The sequence below is a fragment of the Clostridium nigeriense genome, assembly GCF_050585265.1.
Classification (GTDB): domain Bacteria; phylum Bacillota; class Clostridia; order Clostridiales; family Clostridiaceae; genus Clostridium; species Clostridium nigeriense_B.
This window is the reverse complement of record NZ_JBNOOE010000003.1, coordinates 142733-162587: the sequence shown is the minus strand read 5'-3', so window position 1 is coordinate 162587 and position 19855 is coordinate 142733. Positions and strand designations below refer to the sequence as shown.

Below are 19855 nucleotides of genomic sequence, written 5' to 3'. Positions count from 1 at the left end.
TTGACTATGAAAATTTAAACTTTTGCTAAAGATTAAACCTCTATAAAATTAGATTTTTCTTCACCACAATCCGGACAAATCCATTCTTCTGGAAGGGCTTCAAATAGAGTTTCTGGTGCTACATCATTTTCTTCATCACCTATTGCTGGATCATATTCATATCCACAACCACTACATACATAAGTTTTCCATGTAGGAGCAGTCTTCTTAGGTATAGATCTCTTCATCTTTTTCATAGGAGGAGCATCCTTCTTAGGTTCTCCATTATCTAAAGCGGCTGTTAATAATGGCATTATTTCCATTATATCTCCAACTATACCATAATCGGCATTTTTAAATATTGGCGCATTAGGATTAGTATTGATAGCAACTATAGTTGTTGCATCCTTTATTCCTTTAAGATGTTGTCCTGCGCCTGATATACCACATGCTATATAAAGATTTCCATTAAACTTTTGTCCTGACATTCCAACGTAACGATTTAGAGGTAAATACTTTAATGTTTCAGCTACGGGACGAGATGATCCAATAGCTGCACCAGCTTGAATTGCTAAAGCCTTGGCAAGTTCCATATTCTTTTCTTCTCCAATTCCTCTACCTACGCTAACAACACGATCAGCTTTTTGTATTGGAGTATTAATATCTATTCCAACTGTAAAATCATATCCATCAGCTTTTAGTGCTTCTACAAGCTTGTCTACATTTTCTTTAGCAGTACCTTCCTTAAATATAACCTTCTTACGTACTCCTGTCAATGGGTCAGCCTTCTTCTTTGATTTTTTATCTCCCTTTGGCATCTTTCCTATTATATGTGAAGCTATAACAACTCTTTGTATTTCATTAGTTCCTTCATAAATAGTACAAATCTTAGCATCACGATATGCTCTTTCAACTTCCATCCCCTTTAAGTATCCTGATCCTCCAAATATTTGTAAAGCATCATTAACCACTTCTAAACATATATCTGAAGCATACATCTTAGCCATAGCAGCTTCCATAGAATAAGACTCATGATTTTCTTTTAACTCTGCAGCACTATATATTAATAATCTTGCAGCTCTTATTTTAGTTGCCATATCTGCTAATTTAAATGAAATTGATTGTTGTTGAGCTATAGGCTTTCCAAATTGTATTCTTTCTTTAGAATATTCTAAGGCATTTTCATATGCACCTTGAGCAATACCTAATGCTTGAGCTGCAATTCCTATACGTCCACCATCAAGGGTTTGCATAGCTATGTTAAACCCTTTTCCTTCTTTTCCTAACAAGTTTTCTTTTGGTACTTTTACATTATTAAATATTAATTCAGCTGTTGATGAAGAACGGATACCCATTTTATCGTAATGATCACCAAAAGTGAATCCTTCCCATCCTTTTTCAACTATAAAAGCACTAATGCCCTTAACACCAATATCAGGTGTAGTTACAGCAAATACAACATATGTATCAGCCTTATCTGCATTAGTTATAAATATTTTACCACCATTTAAAATATAATAATCACCATCTAGTACAGCAGTTGTTTCAGTTCCACCTGCATCACTACCAGCATTTGGCTCAGTTAATCCAAAAGCAGCAATTTTTTCTCCACTTGCTAATGGTACTAAATATTTTTGTTTTTGCTCTTCAGTTCCAAAAGCAAATATAGGATAACTTCCTAATGAAACGTGAGCAGATAATATAACACCTGTTCCACCATCTACTCTTGAAAGTTCTTCTACAGCAATAGCATAGCTAATAACATCTTGTCCTAACCCACCATATTCTTTAGCATATGGTGTACCCATTACACCCATTTTTCCTAATTTCTTAACAACTTCTGTTGGAAAAATATTTTCCTTATCCCACATTAATGCCTGTGGTCTTATTTCTGCCTCTGCAAATTCTCTAATTTTTGCACGAAATTCTTCGTGTTGGTCTGTAGTCTTAAAAAACATAAACCTGCCTCCTTTTATTTCGCGTTTTATTTAAATAATTAAATAAAAAACACATTTACATTTGTAATTAACGCTAAAACTTATGCTGCAAATATTATTAAAATAATAAAATTTATTAATATTTTTTTCTTTCTTAATAATTATTATTTTAAAACTAATACTATTCATTGTCAATTTATTCTGAAAATATTTGTAATTTTACATTTATTATACCTAAATTTTATAATTATTAACAAATTTATCCACCGATATTTTATAAAATGATAATGTAATCCACCCTCATTTTTATAGATTAAAAATATAATCATGTATTTTTTTCCTCTTTATAAAATATCTTTAAATTTATATACTATTTTGACATATTGATTTTCTACATTTAATTAATAAAATATATACTACTAATAAATAAGTTTTCTGTAAATAATCCCTGTAAATAAAAACATGTCAGACTTACATCTGACATGTTTTTTATTACAAATATATTTATTGTTTTTCATTTTAATTTACTCTTTTATAATTAAAGAAACAAATTAAAACTCTATATTAATCCAATATCATTTCTAAAATACTTATCTATAAATTTCACTTTATTTATAGACTTATACGCATCTTCTCTGGCTTCATCAACTGTATTTCCTACTCCAACTATAGAAAGTACTCTTCCGCCATTAGTTCTTAATATATTATCCTCTAAAGTTGCTCCTGCTAAAAATACTTTATCTTTAATTTCATCTTCAATACTTATTTCATATCCCTTTGTAAAACTTCCTGGATACCCCTTTGATGCTAAAACTACATTTACGCAAGCTCCCGACTTCCACTTAATTTCAGTCTTATATAGTTCATCTCTTAATGAAGCTTCTATAATTTCTAGCAAATCACTTTCCATTAAATAAAGAACAGATTGAGTTTCAGGATCTCCCATTCTTACATTGTATTCTAAAAGATATGAACCTTTCTTCGTTATCATAAGCCCAAAGAATATAATTCCTTTAAAGTCAAAACCTTCTTCTTTTATACCAACTAAAGTTTTATTCATAATATTTTCTTCAAAATCACTTAATACTTCATCTGTTACATATGGATTTGGTGCTAAAACTCCCATTCCTCCGGTATTTGCCCCTTTTCCTCCATCAAATATTTGCTTGTGATCTTTTGCAGAAATAAATGGAATTATAGTTTGTCCATCAGTGATTGAAAGAATTGATGCTTCAACACCTTCTAAAAACTCTTCTATAACTATTTTTTCACCAGCACCTTTAAATATATCATCTATCATAAAGGATTTTACTGCATTTAATGCCTCTTCTTTATTTTCACAAATAGCAACACCTTTTCCTGCCGCTAATCCATCCGCCTTAATTACTATAGGATAGCTACAGCCTTCTAAATAGTCTAATGCTTTATTTGAGTCATAAAACACTTCATATTCAGCTGTTTTAACTCCATATTTTTTCATAAAATCTTTAGAAAAACTTTTACTACCTTCAAGTTTTGCAGCTTCCTTACTAGGTCCAAAAATTTTCAGCCCATTAGCCTTAAATTTATCTACTATTCCCTTAGTTAATGGATCTTCTGGCCCAACAACTGTTAATTCAATTGAGTTATTTAAAGCAAATTCTAAAAGTTCATCTATATCAGTTATATTTATATTTTCACATTTATCCTCTTTAGCTGTTCCCCCATTACCAGGAGCTACATATATTTTTTCCACTCTATTATTCTTAGCTAACTTCCATGCTAAAGCATGCTCTCTTCCACCAGATCCAATTAATAATATTTTCATTAAATACCCCCAACAAATAATTAATAATTAAAAATGAAAAATGAAAAATTATTGATGTAATTTGTTCCCAATTACTAAAAAATTAATTTTTAAAACTCCAAAAAGAGTTTTTTCCTTAATTCTTCATTATTAACTCTTCATTTTTCATTACTCTAAGTTAGTGTTTGAAGTGTCTAACTCCAGTAAACACCATTGCTATTCCATGTTCATTGCAAGCATCTATAGACTCTTGATCTCTTATCGAACCTCCTGGTTGAATTATTGCTTTTATTCCATTTTTAGCGCATTCATCTACTACATCTCTAAATGGGAAGAAAGCATCTGATGCTAATATTGTAGCTCCTTCTCCTCTTTGAAGTGCTTCTTCAGTAGCCCAAATTCTATTAACTTGTCCACCACCAATTCCTACTGCTACACCATCTTTTATTGCAACTATCCCATTAGATTTAACGTATTTAACTACTTTCATTCCAAATAGTAAATCCTTCATTTCTTTTTCAGTTGGTGATTTTTCAGTAACTACTTTTACATCATCAATTAACTTACTATCTTCTTCTTGGACTAATATACCACCATCTACTGTAACCATGTATTTTTTAGCTTTTGGTTCATTAGTACATTTTATTACTCTTAAATTCTTTTTAGTTCTTAATACTTCTAAAGCATCTTCATCATAATCTGGCGCTGCTACTACTTCTAAGAATATTTTAACCATTTCTTCTGCTGTTGCTTTATCTATTTTTCTATTTATAGCAACTATTCCACCAAAAATAGATGTTGGGTCTGCATCATGAGCTTTTTTATAAACTTCAAAAGGAGTTTCTCCTATAGCAACTCCACAAGGAGTATTATGTTTAAGTCCACAGCAAGCAACTTCTTCAAATTCGCATGCAACCTTCCAAGCAATATCCAAGTCCTTAATATTGTTATAAGATAACTCTTTTCCATTTAATATTTCAAAACTATTCATTGCTCCATCAAATTCATTTGAGCTATAGTAAGCTGCACTTTGATGAGGGTTTTCTCCGTATCTTAAGCCTTGCTTTTTCTTATATGAAATTGAAAGATACTCTGGATATTCTTCATCTTCAAGTAAGAAATTAGATATTGCAGCATCATATGCACTCATTAAATTAAATACTTTTCCAGCTAATTTCTTTCTTAATGATACTGAAACATCTCCATTTTCATTTATTTCTTCCATAACAGCTTTATAATCTTCCTTATCTGATATTACAACAACATCTTTAAAGTTTTTTGCTGCTGCTCTAAGCATAGTTGGTCCACCAATATCTATGAATTCGACTTTTTCATCAAAGCTTAAGTCTTCTCTAACCTTTTGGAAGAAAGGGTATAAATTAACTATAACCATATCTATAGTTTCAATATTTCTTTCTTTAATAGTATTCATATGCTCTTCATTGTCTCTTATAGCAAGAATACCTGCATGTATAATTGGATGAAGAGTTTTAACTCTTCCATCTAGCATTTCTGGGAAATTAGTAACTTCATTAACTTCTATTACATTAATTCCATTTTCTTTTAAATGCCTATATGTCCCACCCGTGGATATTATTTCCACTCCATTATCTTGCAAAAAATTAGAAAACTCTAAAATACCATCTTTATCAAAAACACTTACTAATGCTCTTTTTATCATTTTAAATAACTCCTTTTTCAATTTATTTTATCCTTGTTTTGCCATTTAAAATTTCTATTTTATTATTACTTATTAAATCAATTGCCTTAGGTAATAAAATATGTTCTTTTTCAAGAACTCTTTTTTGCAATTCTTCCTTTGTATCTTCAAAATAAACTGGTACAACTTCTTGAAGAATTATTGCTCCCCTATCTACTTCTTCGTTAACAAAATGTACAGTACAACCAGTATATTTTACTCCAGAACTTATAACTGCTTCATGAACCTTTAATCCATACATCTTAGGTCCACAAAAACTAGGTATTAAAGATGGATGAATATTAATAATTCTATTTTTAAACTCTCTAAGAATATCTCCTTGAAGTATTGAAAGATATCCTGCTAGAACTATTAAATCAACTTTTCCCTTAGTTAATTCTAATATTTTATCTGATGTCTTATCTCCGTACTCGCTTTTAGTTACAACATAGCTTTTTATCCCCTTAAGCTTTGCTCTTTCTAATACATATATCCCATCTTTACTTCCTATAACCATTTCTATTTTACAATTTAAACTTCCATTATCTATTGAATCTATTATTGATTGAAGGTTTGTCCCTCCTCCTGATGCAAGTACTGCTATTTTAAACAACAACCTTCACCTCCAGATGTTATATAACCTATTTCATAAGCCTTTTCTCCCATTTCAATTAATGCTTTTATAATAGGATTTACATCTGCTTCATCTACACATAATACAAAACCAATCCCCATGTTAAAGGTATTATACATGTGCTCTTTATTAACGCCTTTTTCTATTATTTTTTCAAAAACTAAAGGTAATGGATAACTATCTTTATTTATAACAGCTGTTAATCCTTCCTCATTAAACATTCTTGGAACATTTTCAATAAATCCTCCACCTGTAATATGAGCCATTCCTTTTATATCAAAACTTTCAATTAGCTTCAAAATTGGTTTAACATAAATTTTAGTTGGGGTTATTAAAGTCTTCCAAGCTTCTTTTCCACCTAAATCTTCATTCAAATCTGCAAATAATTTTCTAACTAAAGAATATCCATTTGAATGTAATCCAGAAGATGCAATTCCAATAAGCTTATCTCCTACTTTTATATTCTTACCATTTATTATTTTATCTTTATCAACTATTCCTACTGCAAATCCAGCCATATCATATTCGCCATCTTTATAAAATCCAGGCATTTCTGCTGTTTCTCCACCAACTAAGGCACAGCCACCTTGAATACATCCTTCAGAAACTCCCTTAACTAAATCTGCAGCCACTTCTGCCTGAAGCTTTCCACATGCTATATAATCTAAGAAAAATAATGGCTTAGCTCCATGGCATAAAATATCGTTAACACACATAGCAACGCAATCTATTCCAACTGTATCATATTTTTTAGTTTTAAAAGCTATATCAAGTTTAGTTCCAACTCCATCTGTTCCTGAAACCAAAACAGGCTTTTTATATCCTTCTGGAAGTTCGACCATTCCAGCAAAGCTTCCAAGACCATTTAAAACATATTCACTCATAGTTCTGCTTGCATATTCTTTTATAAGTTTTACTGATCTATATCCTTCTTCTATATTAACTCCAGCTTCTTTATAAGTTATCATTTTACACACTACCTTTCAGCCTTATTTTGCGCCTTCCATTGGTGTTGCTACTGGATAAATACCATTAAAACATCCAACGCAATATCCACAATTTTCTTTAAAGCACCTATACATTCCTTCCATGCTTAAGTATCCTAAAGAATCTGATCCTATAGCTTCTCTAATCTCCTCAGTGGATTTTTTAGCTCCTATTAACTCACTTCTATATGGCGTATCAATTCCAAAATAACATGGAAATTTAACCACAGGTGAAGCTACTAAGAAATGTACTTCTTTAGCACCAGCTCTTCTTAAAGAATCTACTAAATATTTTGAAGTAGTTCCTCTAACTATAGAATCATCAATTAAGACTACTCTTTTACCATTCACATTAACTTTTAAAGGGTTTAGCTTAACTGCAACTGCTCTTTCCCTAATTTCTTGAGATGGAGTTATGAATGTTCTACCTACATATCTATTTTTTACAAATCCAGTATCATATGGAATCCCAGATGCCTTTGAATATCCAATAGCTGCTGGTATTCCTGAATCAGGAACTGCAACTACTACATCTGCTTCAATTTTATGTTCATTAAATAACTGCTCTCCAGCTCTTACTCTTGACTCATGAACATCTAATCCATCTATTGTTGAATCAGGCCTTGCAAAATAAATATATTCAAAAGCACAAGTTTGACATTGTGTATTTTCATAATACTTATAAGATTTAATTCCATTTTCATCTATTATAACTATTTCTCCTGGATCTATATCTCTTACTAATTCAGCACCTATCGCATCTAAAGCACAACTTTCAGAAGATAATACGTATCCTTCTTCCATTTTTCCAAGACATAATGGTCTTATTCCATGCGGATCTCTAACACCTATAAGTTTATCCTTAGTTAAAATTACCATGGCAAAGGATCCTCTTACAGCTTGAATTGCATCAATTATGGCCTTTTCAATACCTTTTTTTGCCCCTCTTGCTATAAGATTAGCTATTACTTCTGAATCAATAGAAGTATGGAAAACATGTCCTCCATCTTCTAATAATCCTCTTATAACATCAGCATTTACTAAAGTACCATTATGAGCCATAGCTATTGACCCAAGCTTTGATTGACTAAGTAATGGTTGAGCATTCTCAATTCTTGTATCACCACTTGTAGAATATCTAACATGTCCTATTGCTGCAAACCCTTTAAGTCTGTTTAAACTTTCCTTAGAAAAAGCTTCTGTTATAAGGCCCATTCCTTTATGAATATCAATTGCTTCACCATTAGCCACAGCTATTCCGGCACTTTCTTGTCCCCTATGTTGGAGTGCATATAACCCGTAATATGTCATAGATGATACGTCCATAGGTTTATTTACATAAACGCCAAAAACTCCGCATTCATCTTTAAATTTATCATCACTTGGATCAAACATTAAATTCAAACTCAAAAAAACACCTCCGAAAATAATTAATTATGCATTATTACCTATTCTATTTAGTATTTCAACGTAAGCATCTTTTACATTTCCTAAATCTCTTCTAAATCTATCTTTATCTAGTTTTTCTCCTGTTGTCGCATCCCAGAATCTACATGTATCTGGTGATATTTCATCTGCTAATAAAATTTCTCCATTATATCTGCCAAACTCTAATTTAAAATCAATTAATCTAATATTTTGCTTTATGAAGAATCCTTTAAGTAATTCATTAATTTTAGATGTCATTTCATAAATCTTATCTAACTCTTCAAAAGTAGTTGCTCCAATTCCAACTGCATGATAATCATTTATTAATGGATCTCCAAGCGAATCATCTTTGTATGATAACTCAAATACTGTAGTTTTAAGTTCAAATCCTTCTTTTAAACCTAATCTCTTAGCCATTGATCCTGCTGCAACATTTCTTACAATAACTTCTAGTGGAACAATCTCAACCTTCTTGCAAAGTTGTTCTCTTTCACTTAACTTCTTAATAAAATGAGTCTTAATACCATTTTCATTTAACATTTCAAATATCATTGAAGTTATAGAATTATTTAAAACACCCTTATCTTCAATTTGTCCCTTTTTTTCTCCATTAAATGCTGTAGCATCATCCTTGTAATATACTATTACTTCGTCCGCCTTATCTGTTGCATATATTTTCTTTGCTTTTCCTTCATACATCATTTCTAATTTTTCCATTATAAATCCACTCCTTCTCCATTTTCATCTATAAATTTCTTTTTCATATCTAATCTAAATTTATTTAATTTTTCTCTTAAAGCCTTATCCTTTATAGCAAGCATTTGAACTGCAAGCATTCCTGCATTATAACTATTATTGATTCCTACTGTTGCAACTGGAATTGATTTAGGCATTTGAACTATTGAAAATAAAGCATCTAAACCTTCAACAGCTCCCTTAATTGGAACACCTATAACTGGCATTGTAGTTTGAGATGCTATAACTCCTGGTAAATGAGCTGCAAGACCAGCTCCAGCAATAACAACTTCACAACCATTTGCTTCTGCCTCTTTTAAAGTTTCAGTTAACTTTTCAGGAACTCTATGAGCTGATAACACATATGCTTTAAATTCAACTCCAAATTCTCTTAAACAGTTAGCTGCCCCCTTCATTACATCAGTATCAGATTTACTTCCAAAAAATATTACTACCTTCATATAAAACCACCCTTTTCAATTAAAAATTAAGAATGAAACATTTAAAATCTTATTTGAAATACTTTACTCCTGCTTTAAATATCTTTTGATCGAAATTTCCTGGTATATTTTTATATAGGTTATCTCCTATTCTTTCTGAGTGTCCCATTTTACCAAGAACTCTTCCATCTGGACTTGTTATTCCTTCAATCCCAAGAATAGAACCATTAGGATTATACGGCATATCCATAGATACATCTCCATTTAAATCAACATATTGAGTAGCTATTTGTCCATTTACTTCTAACTTCTTAAGTAATTCCTTTGGTGCTACAAATCTTCCCTCTCCATGAGAAATAGCAACTGAATGAATATCTCCTATATTAACTTCACTAAACCACGGTGATTTATTTGAAGTAATTCTTGTTCTAATTATCGAACTCATATGCCTATTAATTTCATTGTAAGTTAATGTAGCCATATCTTCTTCTATATCAATAATTTCTCCATAAGGTACTAGCCCTAACTTAATTAGAGCTTGGAAGCCATTGCATATTCCTAACATTAATCCATCCCTATTTTTAAGTAAGTCCATTACAGCATCTTTAATTCTTTCATTTCTAAATACTGTTGATATAAATTTACCAGAACCATCAGGTTCGTCTCCTGCAGAGAAGCCACCTGGTAACATAATTATTTGACTTTTTCTAATTATTTCTTCCATCTTTAAGATAGATTCATTTAAAAGCTCTTTATTCATGTTATTTAAAACTAATTCAGTAACTTCTGCCCCTTCTTTTCTAAAAGCTTTTGCACTATCATATTCACAATTTGTTCCTGGAAATACTGGTATAAATACTCTAGGTTTTGCTATTTTAATAGCTGGTTTCTTTATTTCTTTAGCTTCAAATAAATCTACTTTCACATTTTCTTTCTTATCCTCAGTTTTTATCTTAAATACTTTTGATAACTTTTCTTCTAATATTTCCTCTAACATATCTATATTAAAGTTAATATCATAATCTTTTAAAATTATAGCCCTATTTTCTATAGTCTTACCTATTGCTTTATAAGCGCAACCTTTAAATTCCTTCTCTATTTCAACTCCATTTTTAACTTCTAAAACTAAGCTTCCATAGTTAAGTCCGAATAATTCTTCTTTATTTAAACTTTCAAGTTCTGCCCCTATTCTATTTCCTAATGTCATCTTTGTTAATGCTTCTACTAATCCACCAAACTTTATTGATGAAGCTGATATAACTTTTTTCTCTAAAATTAGAGTATGAAGTTTATCTAAATTATTTTTAAAGGACTTAACCTTTAATGTCATATCAGCATTTTTTTCTGCCATTAATAAAACTAATTTAGAATTATTATTTTTAAACTCTGGAGAAATGATATTATTTGCCTTTTCTACATCTACTGCAAATGCTACTAATGATGGCGGTACATCTAAATCCCCAAAAGTCCCAGACATTGAATCTTTACCACCAATTGCAGGTATTCCTAAATCCATTTGTGCTTGATAAGCACCTAGTAAAGCTGCAAATGGTTTTCCCCATTTAACATCATTCTTACCTAATCTCTCAAAATACTCTTGCAATGTTAGTCTTGCTTTCTTATAATTTCCACCCATAGCTGAAAGCTTAGTTATTGCTTCGATAACAGAATAATAAGCCATATGATATGGGCTCCATATTCCCATTTCAGGATTAAATCCAAAAGTCATTAAAGTAGCATCTTTACTTTCACCATGTAAAACTGGTATCCTTGCTGCCATTCCCTCTGCAGGTGTCTTTTGATACTTACCTCCAAATGGCATAAGTACTGTTCCTGCTCCAATTGTAGAATCAAACCTTTCTACTAATCCTTGTTGTGACGATACATTTAACTTTCTTAATGTATTAATCCATTCCTCTTTTACATTTAAATCTTCATTTATTAGGAAAGGATATTTTTCTGGAGATTCTACTTTCACATTAGTAGTTTGTCTTGCTCCATTTGTATCTAAAAACTCTCTTTTTAAATCGACTATATTTTTACCTCTCCAGAACATCTTAAGTCTTTCTGAATCTGTAACAACAGCAACCTTTACCGCTTCTAAATTTTCTTCCTTAGCTAATTCTATAAATCTATCTTCATTTTCTTTATTAATTACAACTGCCATTCTCTCTTGAGATTCAGAAATTGCAATTTCTGTTCCATCTAACCCCTCATATTTCTTTGGAACCTTATCTAAATCTATATCTAATCCCCTAGTTAATTCCCCAATTGCTACTGAAACTCCACCAGCGCCAAAATCATTACATCTTTTTATCATTTTAGAAACTTCAAAATTTCTAAATAGCCTTTGAATTTTTCTTTCAGTTACCGGGTTACCCTTTTGTACTTCTGCTCCACATTCATTAATAGAATCTTCAGTATGCTCTTTAGATGATCCAGTTGCTCCACCTAAACCGTCTCTTCCAGTTCTTCCCCCTAAAAGAATTACGATATCTCCTACTTTCGGTTCTTCTCTTACTACATTTTCTTTAGGAGCCGCTGCAATTACAGCACCAACTTCCATTCTTTTCGCAACATAATTTTTATGATAAACTTCTGAGACTTGACCTGTTGCTAGTCCTATTTGATTTCCATAAGAACTATATCCATGAGCAGCTCCTAAAGTAATAGTTCTTTGAGGAAGTTTTCCTTTTAAAGTTTCTTCAATACTAACTGTTGGATCAGCAGCACCAGTAACTCTCATTGCTTGATATACATAAGTTCTTCCTGATAATGGATCTCTAATAGCTCCACCAAGACATGTAGCAGCTCCACCAAAAGGTTCTATTTCTGTAGGATGATTATGAGTTTCATTCTTAAACATTACTAGATACTCATCATTTCCTTTATCTGTTTCAATATTAACTTTTATTGAACAAGCATTTATTTCATCTGAAACGTCTAAATCTTCTAAAAGACCTCTTTTTCTCATTTCTTTCATAGTAATAACAGCAATATCCATAAGTGTTTTATCTCTATCTGTTTCACCATAAACAAAATTTCTTGACTTTAAATATGCATTATAAGACTTGACTATTGGACTTGTATAAACTCCTTCTTCAATAACTACACTTTCTATTGCTGTTGAAAAAGTAGTATGTCTGCAGTGATCTGACCAATAAGTATCTATAACTTTTATTTCTGTTATAGTTGGATTTCTTTCTTCTTTTTTGAAATAATCTTTTATTAGTTTAATATCTTCTAAACTCATAGCTAATCCCATTTCACTATGTAGCTTTTCAATTTCATAATTACTTTTATTTATAAATCCATTTAATATTTCTACATCTTTTGGCTCTGGAAGCTGTGATGATAGTTCTAAGTTATCAATATTAACTTCTCTTGAATCTACTGGATTTATATAATATTTTTTTATTTTATCAACATCATTTTTTGATAAATTACCTTTTAACACTATTATTTTTGTCCACTTAACTTCTATTTTTTCACCTGAAGTTAATATTTGATAGCACTCTGAGGCTGAATCAGCTCTTTGATCATATTGTCCTGGTAAAAACTCAACTCCAAAGGCAATTTCATTTTCTCCAAGTTTAAAATTATTTTCATACAAATTATCTACTGTTTTTTCTGAAAATATAGTATATAGAGCTTTTTGATATTCTTCTTCTTTTACTTCCCCTAAAGTATATTTATTAATTAATCTAACAGACTCTAAATAATTAACTCCTAAATTATTTTTAAAATCTTCTAGTAAGCTCTTCCCTTCTACGTTGTACTCCTTCTTCTTTTCTACAAATATACATCTCAACTTCAACTTTAATACCTCCAAAGCTACCAATCTTAAGATAACCGAACATTAATTTTAGTTTATCTAATATTTTTCGTATTTATATTTTAAGACTATCATTTTAGTATTTAAATGTCAACTTTATCATTAAATTTTATTATATAATTCGTATTATAACGAATCATATTCATCTTATTCGTGTATAATTTACGGATTTTTTTGTTAGGTTTTCTATTAACTAATTTGTATATTATTCTATTTTTTAAACTTTACGATGAACTAATAAACATATAAGTAAAGTTGATGTTATTTGTGAAGATAAGGTCTAAAGATTAAAATTGAAAAAAACAAAAAAAAAAAAAAAAGACTGTAGCATTATCTACAGTCTTTTTTTCAAAACTATCTTCTATTGTTTTGAGCTTTTCTCGCTCTTCTGCAATCAGCACATCTTACTGGTTCGTTATCGAATCCTTTTTCTTTGTAGAATTCTTGTTCTCCAACTGTGAATATGAATTCATTTCCGCAATCTTTACATATTATTTTCTTATCTTCCATTTTAAACCCTCCATTTTAAAGACTATTCTAGTAACACTAATCTCTATAACGGAGAATATCATTATCTATAAAAATCTTTAAAGCAAATATATTATAGTCCTTTTGACTACTCAATAATATTATCATATTTATCCATAAAAATCTAGTGTTTTTTCTAAAAAAAGAAAATTTTTCTTAACTTTATATTTAATTCTTATTTATACTATTTTTTAGCTTATATTTAAATTCTGGTCTTCCTACATTTCCATATGTAGTTTCAACAAAAATTTTATCTATTTCCTCTAAATAATCCATATATTTTTTCACAGTTACATTACTTATATTCAAATTAAATGCAATTTCTCTTACACTCCACATTTTATTATAATCAGCCTCTAAAATCTTAATTATTTTATCCAAGGTTAATTTATTTAACCCTTTAGGAACATCATATCCTTTAATATGTTTTGAATATAAACTATCTATGTCTCCTTGCTTTATATCCAATTCTTTATTTAATATTTCATACCTTAACTTATACTTATTTATACTTTCTTCAAATCTTTCATAATTAAATGGTTTAATTAAATAATCCACAGTTCCATAAGCAAAAGCTTTTTTTATCTCATCAGAACTATTTGCAGCACTAATTATAATAACATCAACTAAATATTTTTTTATTCTTAAACTTTTAAGTATTTCTATTCCATTTTTCTTAGGAAGAAATACATCTAAAAGAATTAAATCTATTTTTTCCTTTTCTAATATTTCTATAATTTCTTCTTCATCCGTTACTGGTCCTAAAGCTTTAATATTACCTATTTTATCTAAATATTGTTTATTTATAAATGCTACCATGGGATCATCTTCTACAATTAATACTTTTATCATAAATTACTCTCCCTTTAATATTGTTATGCAAAATATTTTCTTATTCTTGTACTCTTTTACTTCTATATTCCCATTGTATAACTCAACTTTACTTTTAACTAGATATAAGCCTATTCCTCTTTCTTCTCCCTTTGAAGATACTCCTTCAATTGTCATATATTCTATATTTTTATAAACTAAAGGTAAGCCATTATCCTTTACTTTTATTTCTATTTTATAATCATCCTCATTTAAAGATACTTCAACTAATTTATCTAAATTATTACTTGCACTACATGCTTCAAATGAATTTTCTATCAAATTGCCTAAAATAGTTACTATATCATTAGAATCTATTATTCCATGATATTCCCATAAAATAGATTCGTTATATAAAGTTAATTTTACTCCCTTTTCTTTTGCAACTGCCTTTCTACTTAGAAGCAACGCTCTAACACAGCAATCTTTTATTTGTAAAAACTCTATAGAATTATCCTCTTGAACTTTTTGAATATCAAGTATATATTTTTTAGCCTCAGAATATAATTCTAATTGAATTAACCCTAATATAACATGTAAATGATTTTTGAACTCATGTATGTTAGCTCTTAAACTTTTTGCAGCCTCATCTATTCCTGTAATTTCTTTTGCTAGCTTATCTATATTATTTTTATCACTTAATAAAATTAGTACACCTAAATATTCTTCGTTACTTACTATACTACTTAAAGTTATAAAAACTTTTTTATTTTGAATGACAAACTCTTTCATTTTAAAACACTGTTTTTCATCTATATAAGACTCAAGTCTCTTTATTACTTTATCAACATCAAAATTATTAAATAATTTATAATAATTTTCATTTATTTCAATAACTTCATTATATTTATTTAAAACTATTATTCCATTTTCAACACTATCTATTATTGTTTGTTTTTCATTATATAGTCGCCCTATTTCCTCAGGCTCCATATCAAATATTTCTTTCTTTGTTTTTCTAGCTAAAAATTTAAAAAGTATTACTGATACTATTATAGTAATTAAAAATAATAGTATATAATTTATCTTAACCATTAAATTTACTTTACTAATATCACTATAGTACTTTCCTACCATAACAAAGCCAATTTGCTTTTCTCCATCCATTATAGGTTCGAACCAACGAAATGTTACACCCATAGATCCTTCCATTAATGAATAATAAGCTTTACCATCTTCTAATACACTTTTTTTATCTGGATTAACAAATATTTCTCCTATTTGTGATTCATCTAAATGCGAATACTTTTCCCCGTTCATATCACATATAACAATTATATCTATAAATTCATTATAGGAAATAATGTCTTCTGCATAGGTTTGTATTGCCCCATCATTTTCATTATTAATTAACTTTTCTTTTACTAAAGTATTTGTTGATATATCATATGCTGAATATCTTAACATATCCTTTATTGTTTGATCATATTTATCTAGTTTATCATTTATAAATATTCCATATGAAAATATTAATGGTATTAAAGCTATAAATATTGCTGATAATACTAACTTCCTTTCAAAATTTATTTTCATAGTTCTCTCCTAACTAAATATAATGTAAACATCCAATAAAATTATATATTCTTTTAATCAAATTGTAAATAATATCTAATTTTTTCAATAAAATATATAAATTTTCATTATATAATACCAAAAAATGTAATTTACACCTTAAAATTAGGGCCATCTTTCGACAGCCCTAATTCTAAAAATACTATACTATATTATTTTTACATTGTCCACAATTTATAAATTCTTTTAAATTTTCATAAGATATACCTATCATATTGATTAATGCTTCATCAGTATAAGAACCCATATGAGGTGTTATTAATACTCTTGGATATAAATTAACTAATTCTTCAAACACTTCATTTTCAAGTTTTTGACCATTTAAATCCTTAAAGAATACTTGTGATTCTCCTTCAAGTACATCAGTACCAAAACCAGCTAATTTACCACTTTTAATTGCTCTTATTATAGCTTCTAAATCTTGAAGTTCTCCTCTAGCAGTATTTACTAAAATAGCTCCATCTTTCATCTTTGATATAAACTCATCATTAATTATATGATAATTTGAATCCTTAAAATAAGGCATATGTATTGAAATCACATCTGATTCTGATATAACTTCATCTAAACTTTTGAATTCAACAACTTCTTTAGCTTCATCGCTTTGGAATATATCATATCCTAAAACTTTTGCTCCTAATCCTTTAAATAATTTAGCTGTTGTTAATCCAATTCTTCCTGTTCCAAGTACTCCTACTGTGCAGTTTCTAATTTCTTTACTAAACATAAATGAATCAATTGTAAAGTTTTTATTACTTGTTCTATTAACTGTATACGCTGTATGTCTTAAAAGCATCATTGAAAGTGTTACTGCTAACTCACTTATTGCATTTGGTGAATATCCAGGAACTCTAGCACATTTTAATTCTAGATCTTTTACTGCTTCTAAATCAACATGATCAAATCCAACTGTTCTAGTTAAAACATATTTTAGGCCATTTTCCTTTAATAATTCTAGATTTCTTCTATCTGCTTTACAATTTCCTCTTACCATTATAGCTTCTGCACCTATTGCTTCATCTACATTGTCATGTGTAAGACCTGATGTAACTAATTTTAAATTATATCCATACTCTTCATTTAATTTATTAAAATATTCAACTTCTGTGTCTCTGACACCAAAACATACCATCTTAATCATATTGCTACCTCCAACAATCTATTATATTTTTATGCAAAAATAGGTAAATTCTTAATAATTTCTAATACTATTATCCATACTGGCATAGCTACAACCGCTAGAAGAGTTGATAATAATGAACAATTTGAAGTAAATACAGCTTCTTTTTCAAAATTAATTGCATATGCTGCTGCAACTGTTGCAGTTGGTGCAGCCATCATTATTACTGTTGTTGCTACTGCTTCAAATGATACTGGTAATATTCCTGCTACATTTAATATTAATAATAATACTAAATTGATTACTGGTATTAACATTACTTTTATTAAACTATATATCCAAGCATCGCTTTGAGACATCGCCTTTTTAAATGGAACTTCTGCTAAAGTAGCTCCTATTGATAACCAAGCAAGTGGCGAAGCTAAACTTTGTAAATATGAAAGTGGCTTATATAACCATGGAAGTGTTTTATCTATTCTTAAGAAAGCATAACTTTCAACTGTATCTTTAGCTGCAACTTGAACTTGTGGTAGCATATCTTGGAATAACCAAATAAAAAGTCCTAAAAATGTAGCAAGTATTATAGGATTTAAAAATATTTCTTTAACATTCTTTTTTAAATTTTCTTTATCCATCTTTGCTCCAGACATCTTTATAAATGCATATGAATATAAGAAAACTCTATAAGCTATATTAAATATATTAGAGTACATTGTTCCAATAGATCCATATACTGCTGTAACTATTGGAGTACCAAAAAACGTTGTTGATCCAAATATAGTAAGTATTCTATAAACAACCTGCTTGTCACCTTTTACTTTTGAATAAATTATCTTAGTTATAGGAATTAATATAATATATATAGCAAATCCCCAAATTAAAATGCTTATTCCTTGCTTAAGTTGATCTCCATCTATATCTTTCATAAATGAAGTAAAAGCTAAAGCTGGTAATGATACCGTAAGAACTATTTTAGTTAATATTTTTGATGCAACAGAGTTTATCATCTCTTTTTTTCTTAGATAAAATCCTAATCCTATTATTAATATAGATGAAAATATAGCACCAATTATTGAATTATCAGTTAATGTTTTTTGTATTATCTCTAACATAATACTTATCCCCCTTTGTTTATTTTTTAACATTCTTTGCAATAAAATTATATATTTCGACACTAATTCAATTCAATTTTTTTAACTTTATAAATAATTATTTAAGTTATTTAAGTAAAAATAAAAAAAACTTAACTATTATATAGAGTATTCCCGTCTTTTCTAAGGAAACTATATATCTTAGTTAAGCTTATATATTTATCTAATTTGCAATTAGATAAAAAAATATATTATTTGTTTTTTTATCACTTATAAATTGATTAATTTTTATTTTTCCATCAAAATCTATATACTCAATTAATCCATCTTCAATATAGCTAATCTCTTTTAAATTTAACTCCTCAGTTACATGCAAATTTAAAGAGAAGTTCTTTAGCTTTGTAAAATTGCTAAATCGCTTTAATATGAATATTGGTATTATTTCATCTTTATTATTCTCTCCATATTCTCCTACTATTATATGAGGTTTATTAAAGTTGTTAAAAAATATTTTTTCATTAGTTAACATATACAGTAATGCACTTATATTAATCTCATCATTTTTATTAAGTAGTTGCGGAAAATACGCTAAACCATTTATATTGTCAGATAAACTTTCTTTTCCAACCAAAATTTTTAAAAAATTATTTTTAAATACTTTATTTATCTGATTATATCTATTGTCATCTAACTCTTCAACTAATATTATTATCTTACCTTCTTTATTTTTTATATTTATTTTATTTAAATTACTTCCTTCAAAAATAATTATTTCAACCTTTTTATCTAAAAACTGATAATAGATTTTCCTATCTAAATATTCTTCTCTATTTAGTAATTCCATTCCGTCATCTATTCTGAATTTATTTTTTATATTCCAACATACTATTCTAATATTCATTTTTTACCCCAATTATCTAAATTCTATAAATAATTATACTATATATTATATAATTATTAAATAAATTGTATTATTTACTTAAATATAATTTTGTGACAGCCTTTCCAAAAAAGTACTTCTATATAATTTTGCTTATTCCGTCGCAAGCTCCAAGTCATCGCAAAATTAATAGAAGCACTTCAAAACTGAAGGAATTAAATTATAAAAAAGTTATTTATAGATTAATATCTTTATAATTCCCTAAATAGTGAAAAAATACCGGCAGTATACACCACCGGCAAAGAAACCTACGTAACCCTTTCGGGTCATTTTTA

General features: G+C 28.8%; 15 protein-coding genes. All 15 read right to left on the bottom strand.

Translation table 11 applies throughout. The annotated features are described in order from the left end of the window. Positions 1–32 precede the first annotated feature (32 nt). Positions 33–1937: an acyl-CoA dehydrogenase family protein gene (locus tag ACQPVP_RS04345; protein ID WP_430847587.1), complete on the bottom strand. Its 1905-nt coding sequence runs from the start codon at positions 1935–1937 to the stop codon at positions 33–35. 538 nt (positions 1938–2475) lie between these two features. Beyond that, positions 2476–3723 carry a phosphoribosylamine--glycine ligase gene (gene purD, locus ACQPVP_RS04340; RefSeq protein WP_430847585.1) on the bottom strand — a complete coding sequence of 416 codons (1248 nt, stop codon included), beginning with the start codon at positions 3721–3723 and terminating at the stop codon, positions 2476–2478. A 157-nt stretch (positions 3724–3880) separates the two neighbouring features. Then, positions 3881–5383 carry a bifunctional phosphoribosylaminoimidazolecarboxamide formyltransferase/IMP cyclohydrolase gene (purH, locus tag ACQPVP_RS04335; RefSeq protein WP_430847583.1) on the bottom strand — a complete coding sequence of 501 codons (1503 nt, stop codon included), beginning with the start codon at positions 5381–5383 and terminating at the stop codon, positions 3881–3883. A gap of 22 nt (positions 5384–5405) precedes the next feature. Then, positions 5406–6014, bottom strand: coding sequence for a phosphoribosylglycinamide formyltransferase (gene purN / locus ACQPVP_RS04330; RefSeq protein WP_430847763.1), 609 nt, complete (start codon positions 6012–6014; stop codon positions 5406–5408). Next, the gene (gene purM / locus ACQPVP_RS04325) at positions 6002–7003 is read right to left on the bottom strand and encodes a phosphoribosylformylglycinamidine cyclo-ligase (RefSeq protein WP_430847581.1); all 1002 of its coding nucleotides are present in this window, start codon (positions 7001–7003) and stop codon (positions 6002–6004) included. The genes purN and purM overlap by 13 nt, the downstream gene beginning before the upstream one ends. Before the next feature lie 21 nt (positions 7004–7024). Continuing rightward, positions 7025–8416 carry an amidophosphoribosyltransferase gene (gene purF / locus ACQPVP_RS04320; RefSeq protein WP_430847761.1) on the bottom strand — a complete coding sequence of 464 codons (1392 nt, stop codon included), beginning with the start codon at positions 8414–8416 and terminating at the stop codon, positions 7025–7027. 39 nt (positions 8417–8455) lie between these two features. Then, positions 8456–9166 (bottom strand): phosphoribosylaminoimidazolesuccinocarboxamide synthase, encoded by a 711-nt coding sequence (gene purC, locus ACQPVP_RS04315; RefSeq protein WP_430847579.1) that lies wholly within the window; start codon positions 9164–9166, stop codon positions 8456–8458. Next, complete coding sequence (gene purE, locus ACQPVP_RS04310) at positions 9166–9645, bottom strand: 5-(carboxyamino)imidazole ribonucleotide mutase (RefSeq protein WP_430847577.1); 480 nt, start codon at positions 9643–9645, stop codon at positions 9166–9168. The genes purC and purE overlap by 1 nt, the downstream gene beginning before the upstream one ends. A gap of 49 nt (positions 9646–9694) precedes the next feature. Then, entirely contained in the window at positions 9695–13441 is a 3747-nt protein-coding gene (locus tag ACQPVP_RS04305) for a phosphoribosylformylglycinamidine synthase (RefSeq protein WP_430847575.1), read from the bottom strand. Positions 13442–13813: 372 nt separating this feature from the next. Beyond that, on the bottom strand, positions 13814–13969 hold the full coding sequence (locus ACQPVP_RS04300; RefSeq protein WP_430840203.1) for a zinc-ribbon domain-containing protein: 156 nt from the start codon (positions 13967–13969) through the stop codon (positions 13814–13816). Positions 13970–14155: 186 nt separating this feature from the next. Further along, the gene (locus ACQPVP_RS04295) at positions 14156–14839 is read right to left on the bottom strand and encodes a response regulator (RefSeq protein WP_430847573.1); all 684 of its coding nucleotides are present in this window, start codon (positions 14837–14839) and stop codon (positions 14156–14158) included. Between the two features lie 3 nt (positions 14840–14842). Continuing rightward, positions 14843–16390: a GHKL domain-containing protein gene (locus ACQPVP_RS04290; RefSeq protein WP_430847571.1), complete on the bottom strand. Its 1548-nt coding sequence runs from the start codon at positions 16388–16390 to the stop codon at positions 14843–14845. A gap of 181 nt (positions 16391–16571) precedes the next feature. Beyond that, positions 16572–17570: a 2-hydroxyacid dehydrogenase gene (locus tag ACQPVP_RS04285; protein WP_430847569.1), complete on the bottom strand. Its 999-nt coding sequence runs from the start codon at positions 17568–17570 to the stop codon at positions 16572–16574. 29 nt (positions 17571–17599) lie between these two features. After that, positions 17600–18661, bottom strand: a complete 1062-nt coding sequence (locus ACQPVP_RS04280; RefSeq protein ID WP_430847567.1) for an AEC family transporter — start codon at positions 18659–18661, stop codon at positions 17600–17602. Positions 18662–18863: 202 nt separating this feature from the next. Continuing rightward, the gene (locus ACQPVP_RS04275; RefSeq protein ID WP_430847565.1) at positions 18864–19541 is read right to left on the bottom strand and encodes a hypothetical protein; all 678 of its coding nucleotides are present in this window, start codon (positions 19539–19541) and stop codon (positions 18864–18866) included. Positions 19542–19855: the final 314 nt, after the last annotated feature.

Bases quoted from the DNA above. Each gene is read 5' to 3' on its own strand.
- ACQPVP_RS04290 (WP_430847571.1), bottom strand. From the start codon at position 16,390: ATGAAAATAAATTTTGAAAGGAAGTTAGTATTATCAGCAATATTTATA.
- purF (WP_430847761.1), bottom strand. From the start codon at position 8,416: ATGTTTGATCCAAGTGATGATAAATTTAAAGATGAATGCGGAGTTTTT.
- ACQPVP_RS04295 (WP_430847573.1), bottom strand. From the start codon at position 14,839: ATGATAAAAGTATTAATTGTAGAAGATGATCCCATGGTAGCATTTATA.
- ACQPVP_RS04345 (WP_430847587.1), bottom strand. From the start codon at position 1,937: ATGTTTTTTAAGACTACAGACCAACACGAAGAATTTCGTGCAAAAATT.
- ACQPVP_RS04285 (WP_430847569.1), bottom strand. From the start codon at position 17,570: ATGATTAAGATGGTATGTTTTGGTGTCAGAGACACAGAAGTTGAATAT.
- purC (WP_430847579.1), bottom strand. From the start codon at position 9,166: ATGGAAAAATTAGAAATGATGTATGAAGGAAAAGCAAAGAAAATATAT.
- purM (WP_430847581.1), bottom strand. From the start codon at position 7,003: ATGATAACTTATAAAGAAGCTGGAGTTAATATAGAAGAAGGATATAGA.
- purH (WP_430847583.1), bottom strand. From the start codon at position 5,383: ATGATAAAAAGAGCATTAGTAAGTGTTTTTGATAAAGATGGTATTTTA.
- ACQPVP_RS04280 (WP_430847567.1), bottom strand. From the start codon at position 18,661: ATGTTAGAGATAATACAAAAAACATTAACTGATAATTCAATAATTGGT.
- purE (WP_430847577.1), bottom strand. From the start codon at position 9,645: ATGAAGGTAGTAATATTTTTTGGAAGTAAATCTGATACTGATGTAATG.
- purD (WP_430847585.1), bottom strand. From the start codon at position 3,723: ATGAAAATATTATTAATTGGATCTGGTGGAAGAGAGCATGCTTTAGCA.
- ACQPVP_RS04300 (WP_430840203.1), bottom strand. From the start codon at position 13,969: ATGGAAGATAAGAAAATAATATGTAAAGATTGCGGAAATGAATTCATA.
- ACQPVP_RS04275 (WP_430847565.1), bottom strand. From the start codon at position 19,541: ATGAATATTAGAATAGTATGTTGGAATATAAAAAATAAATTCAGAATA.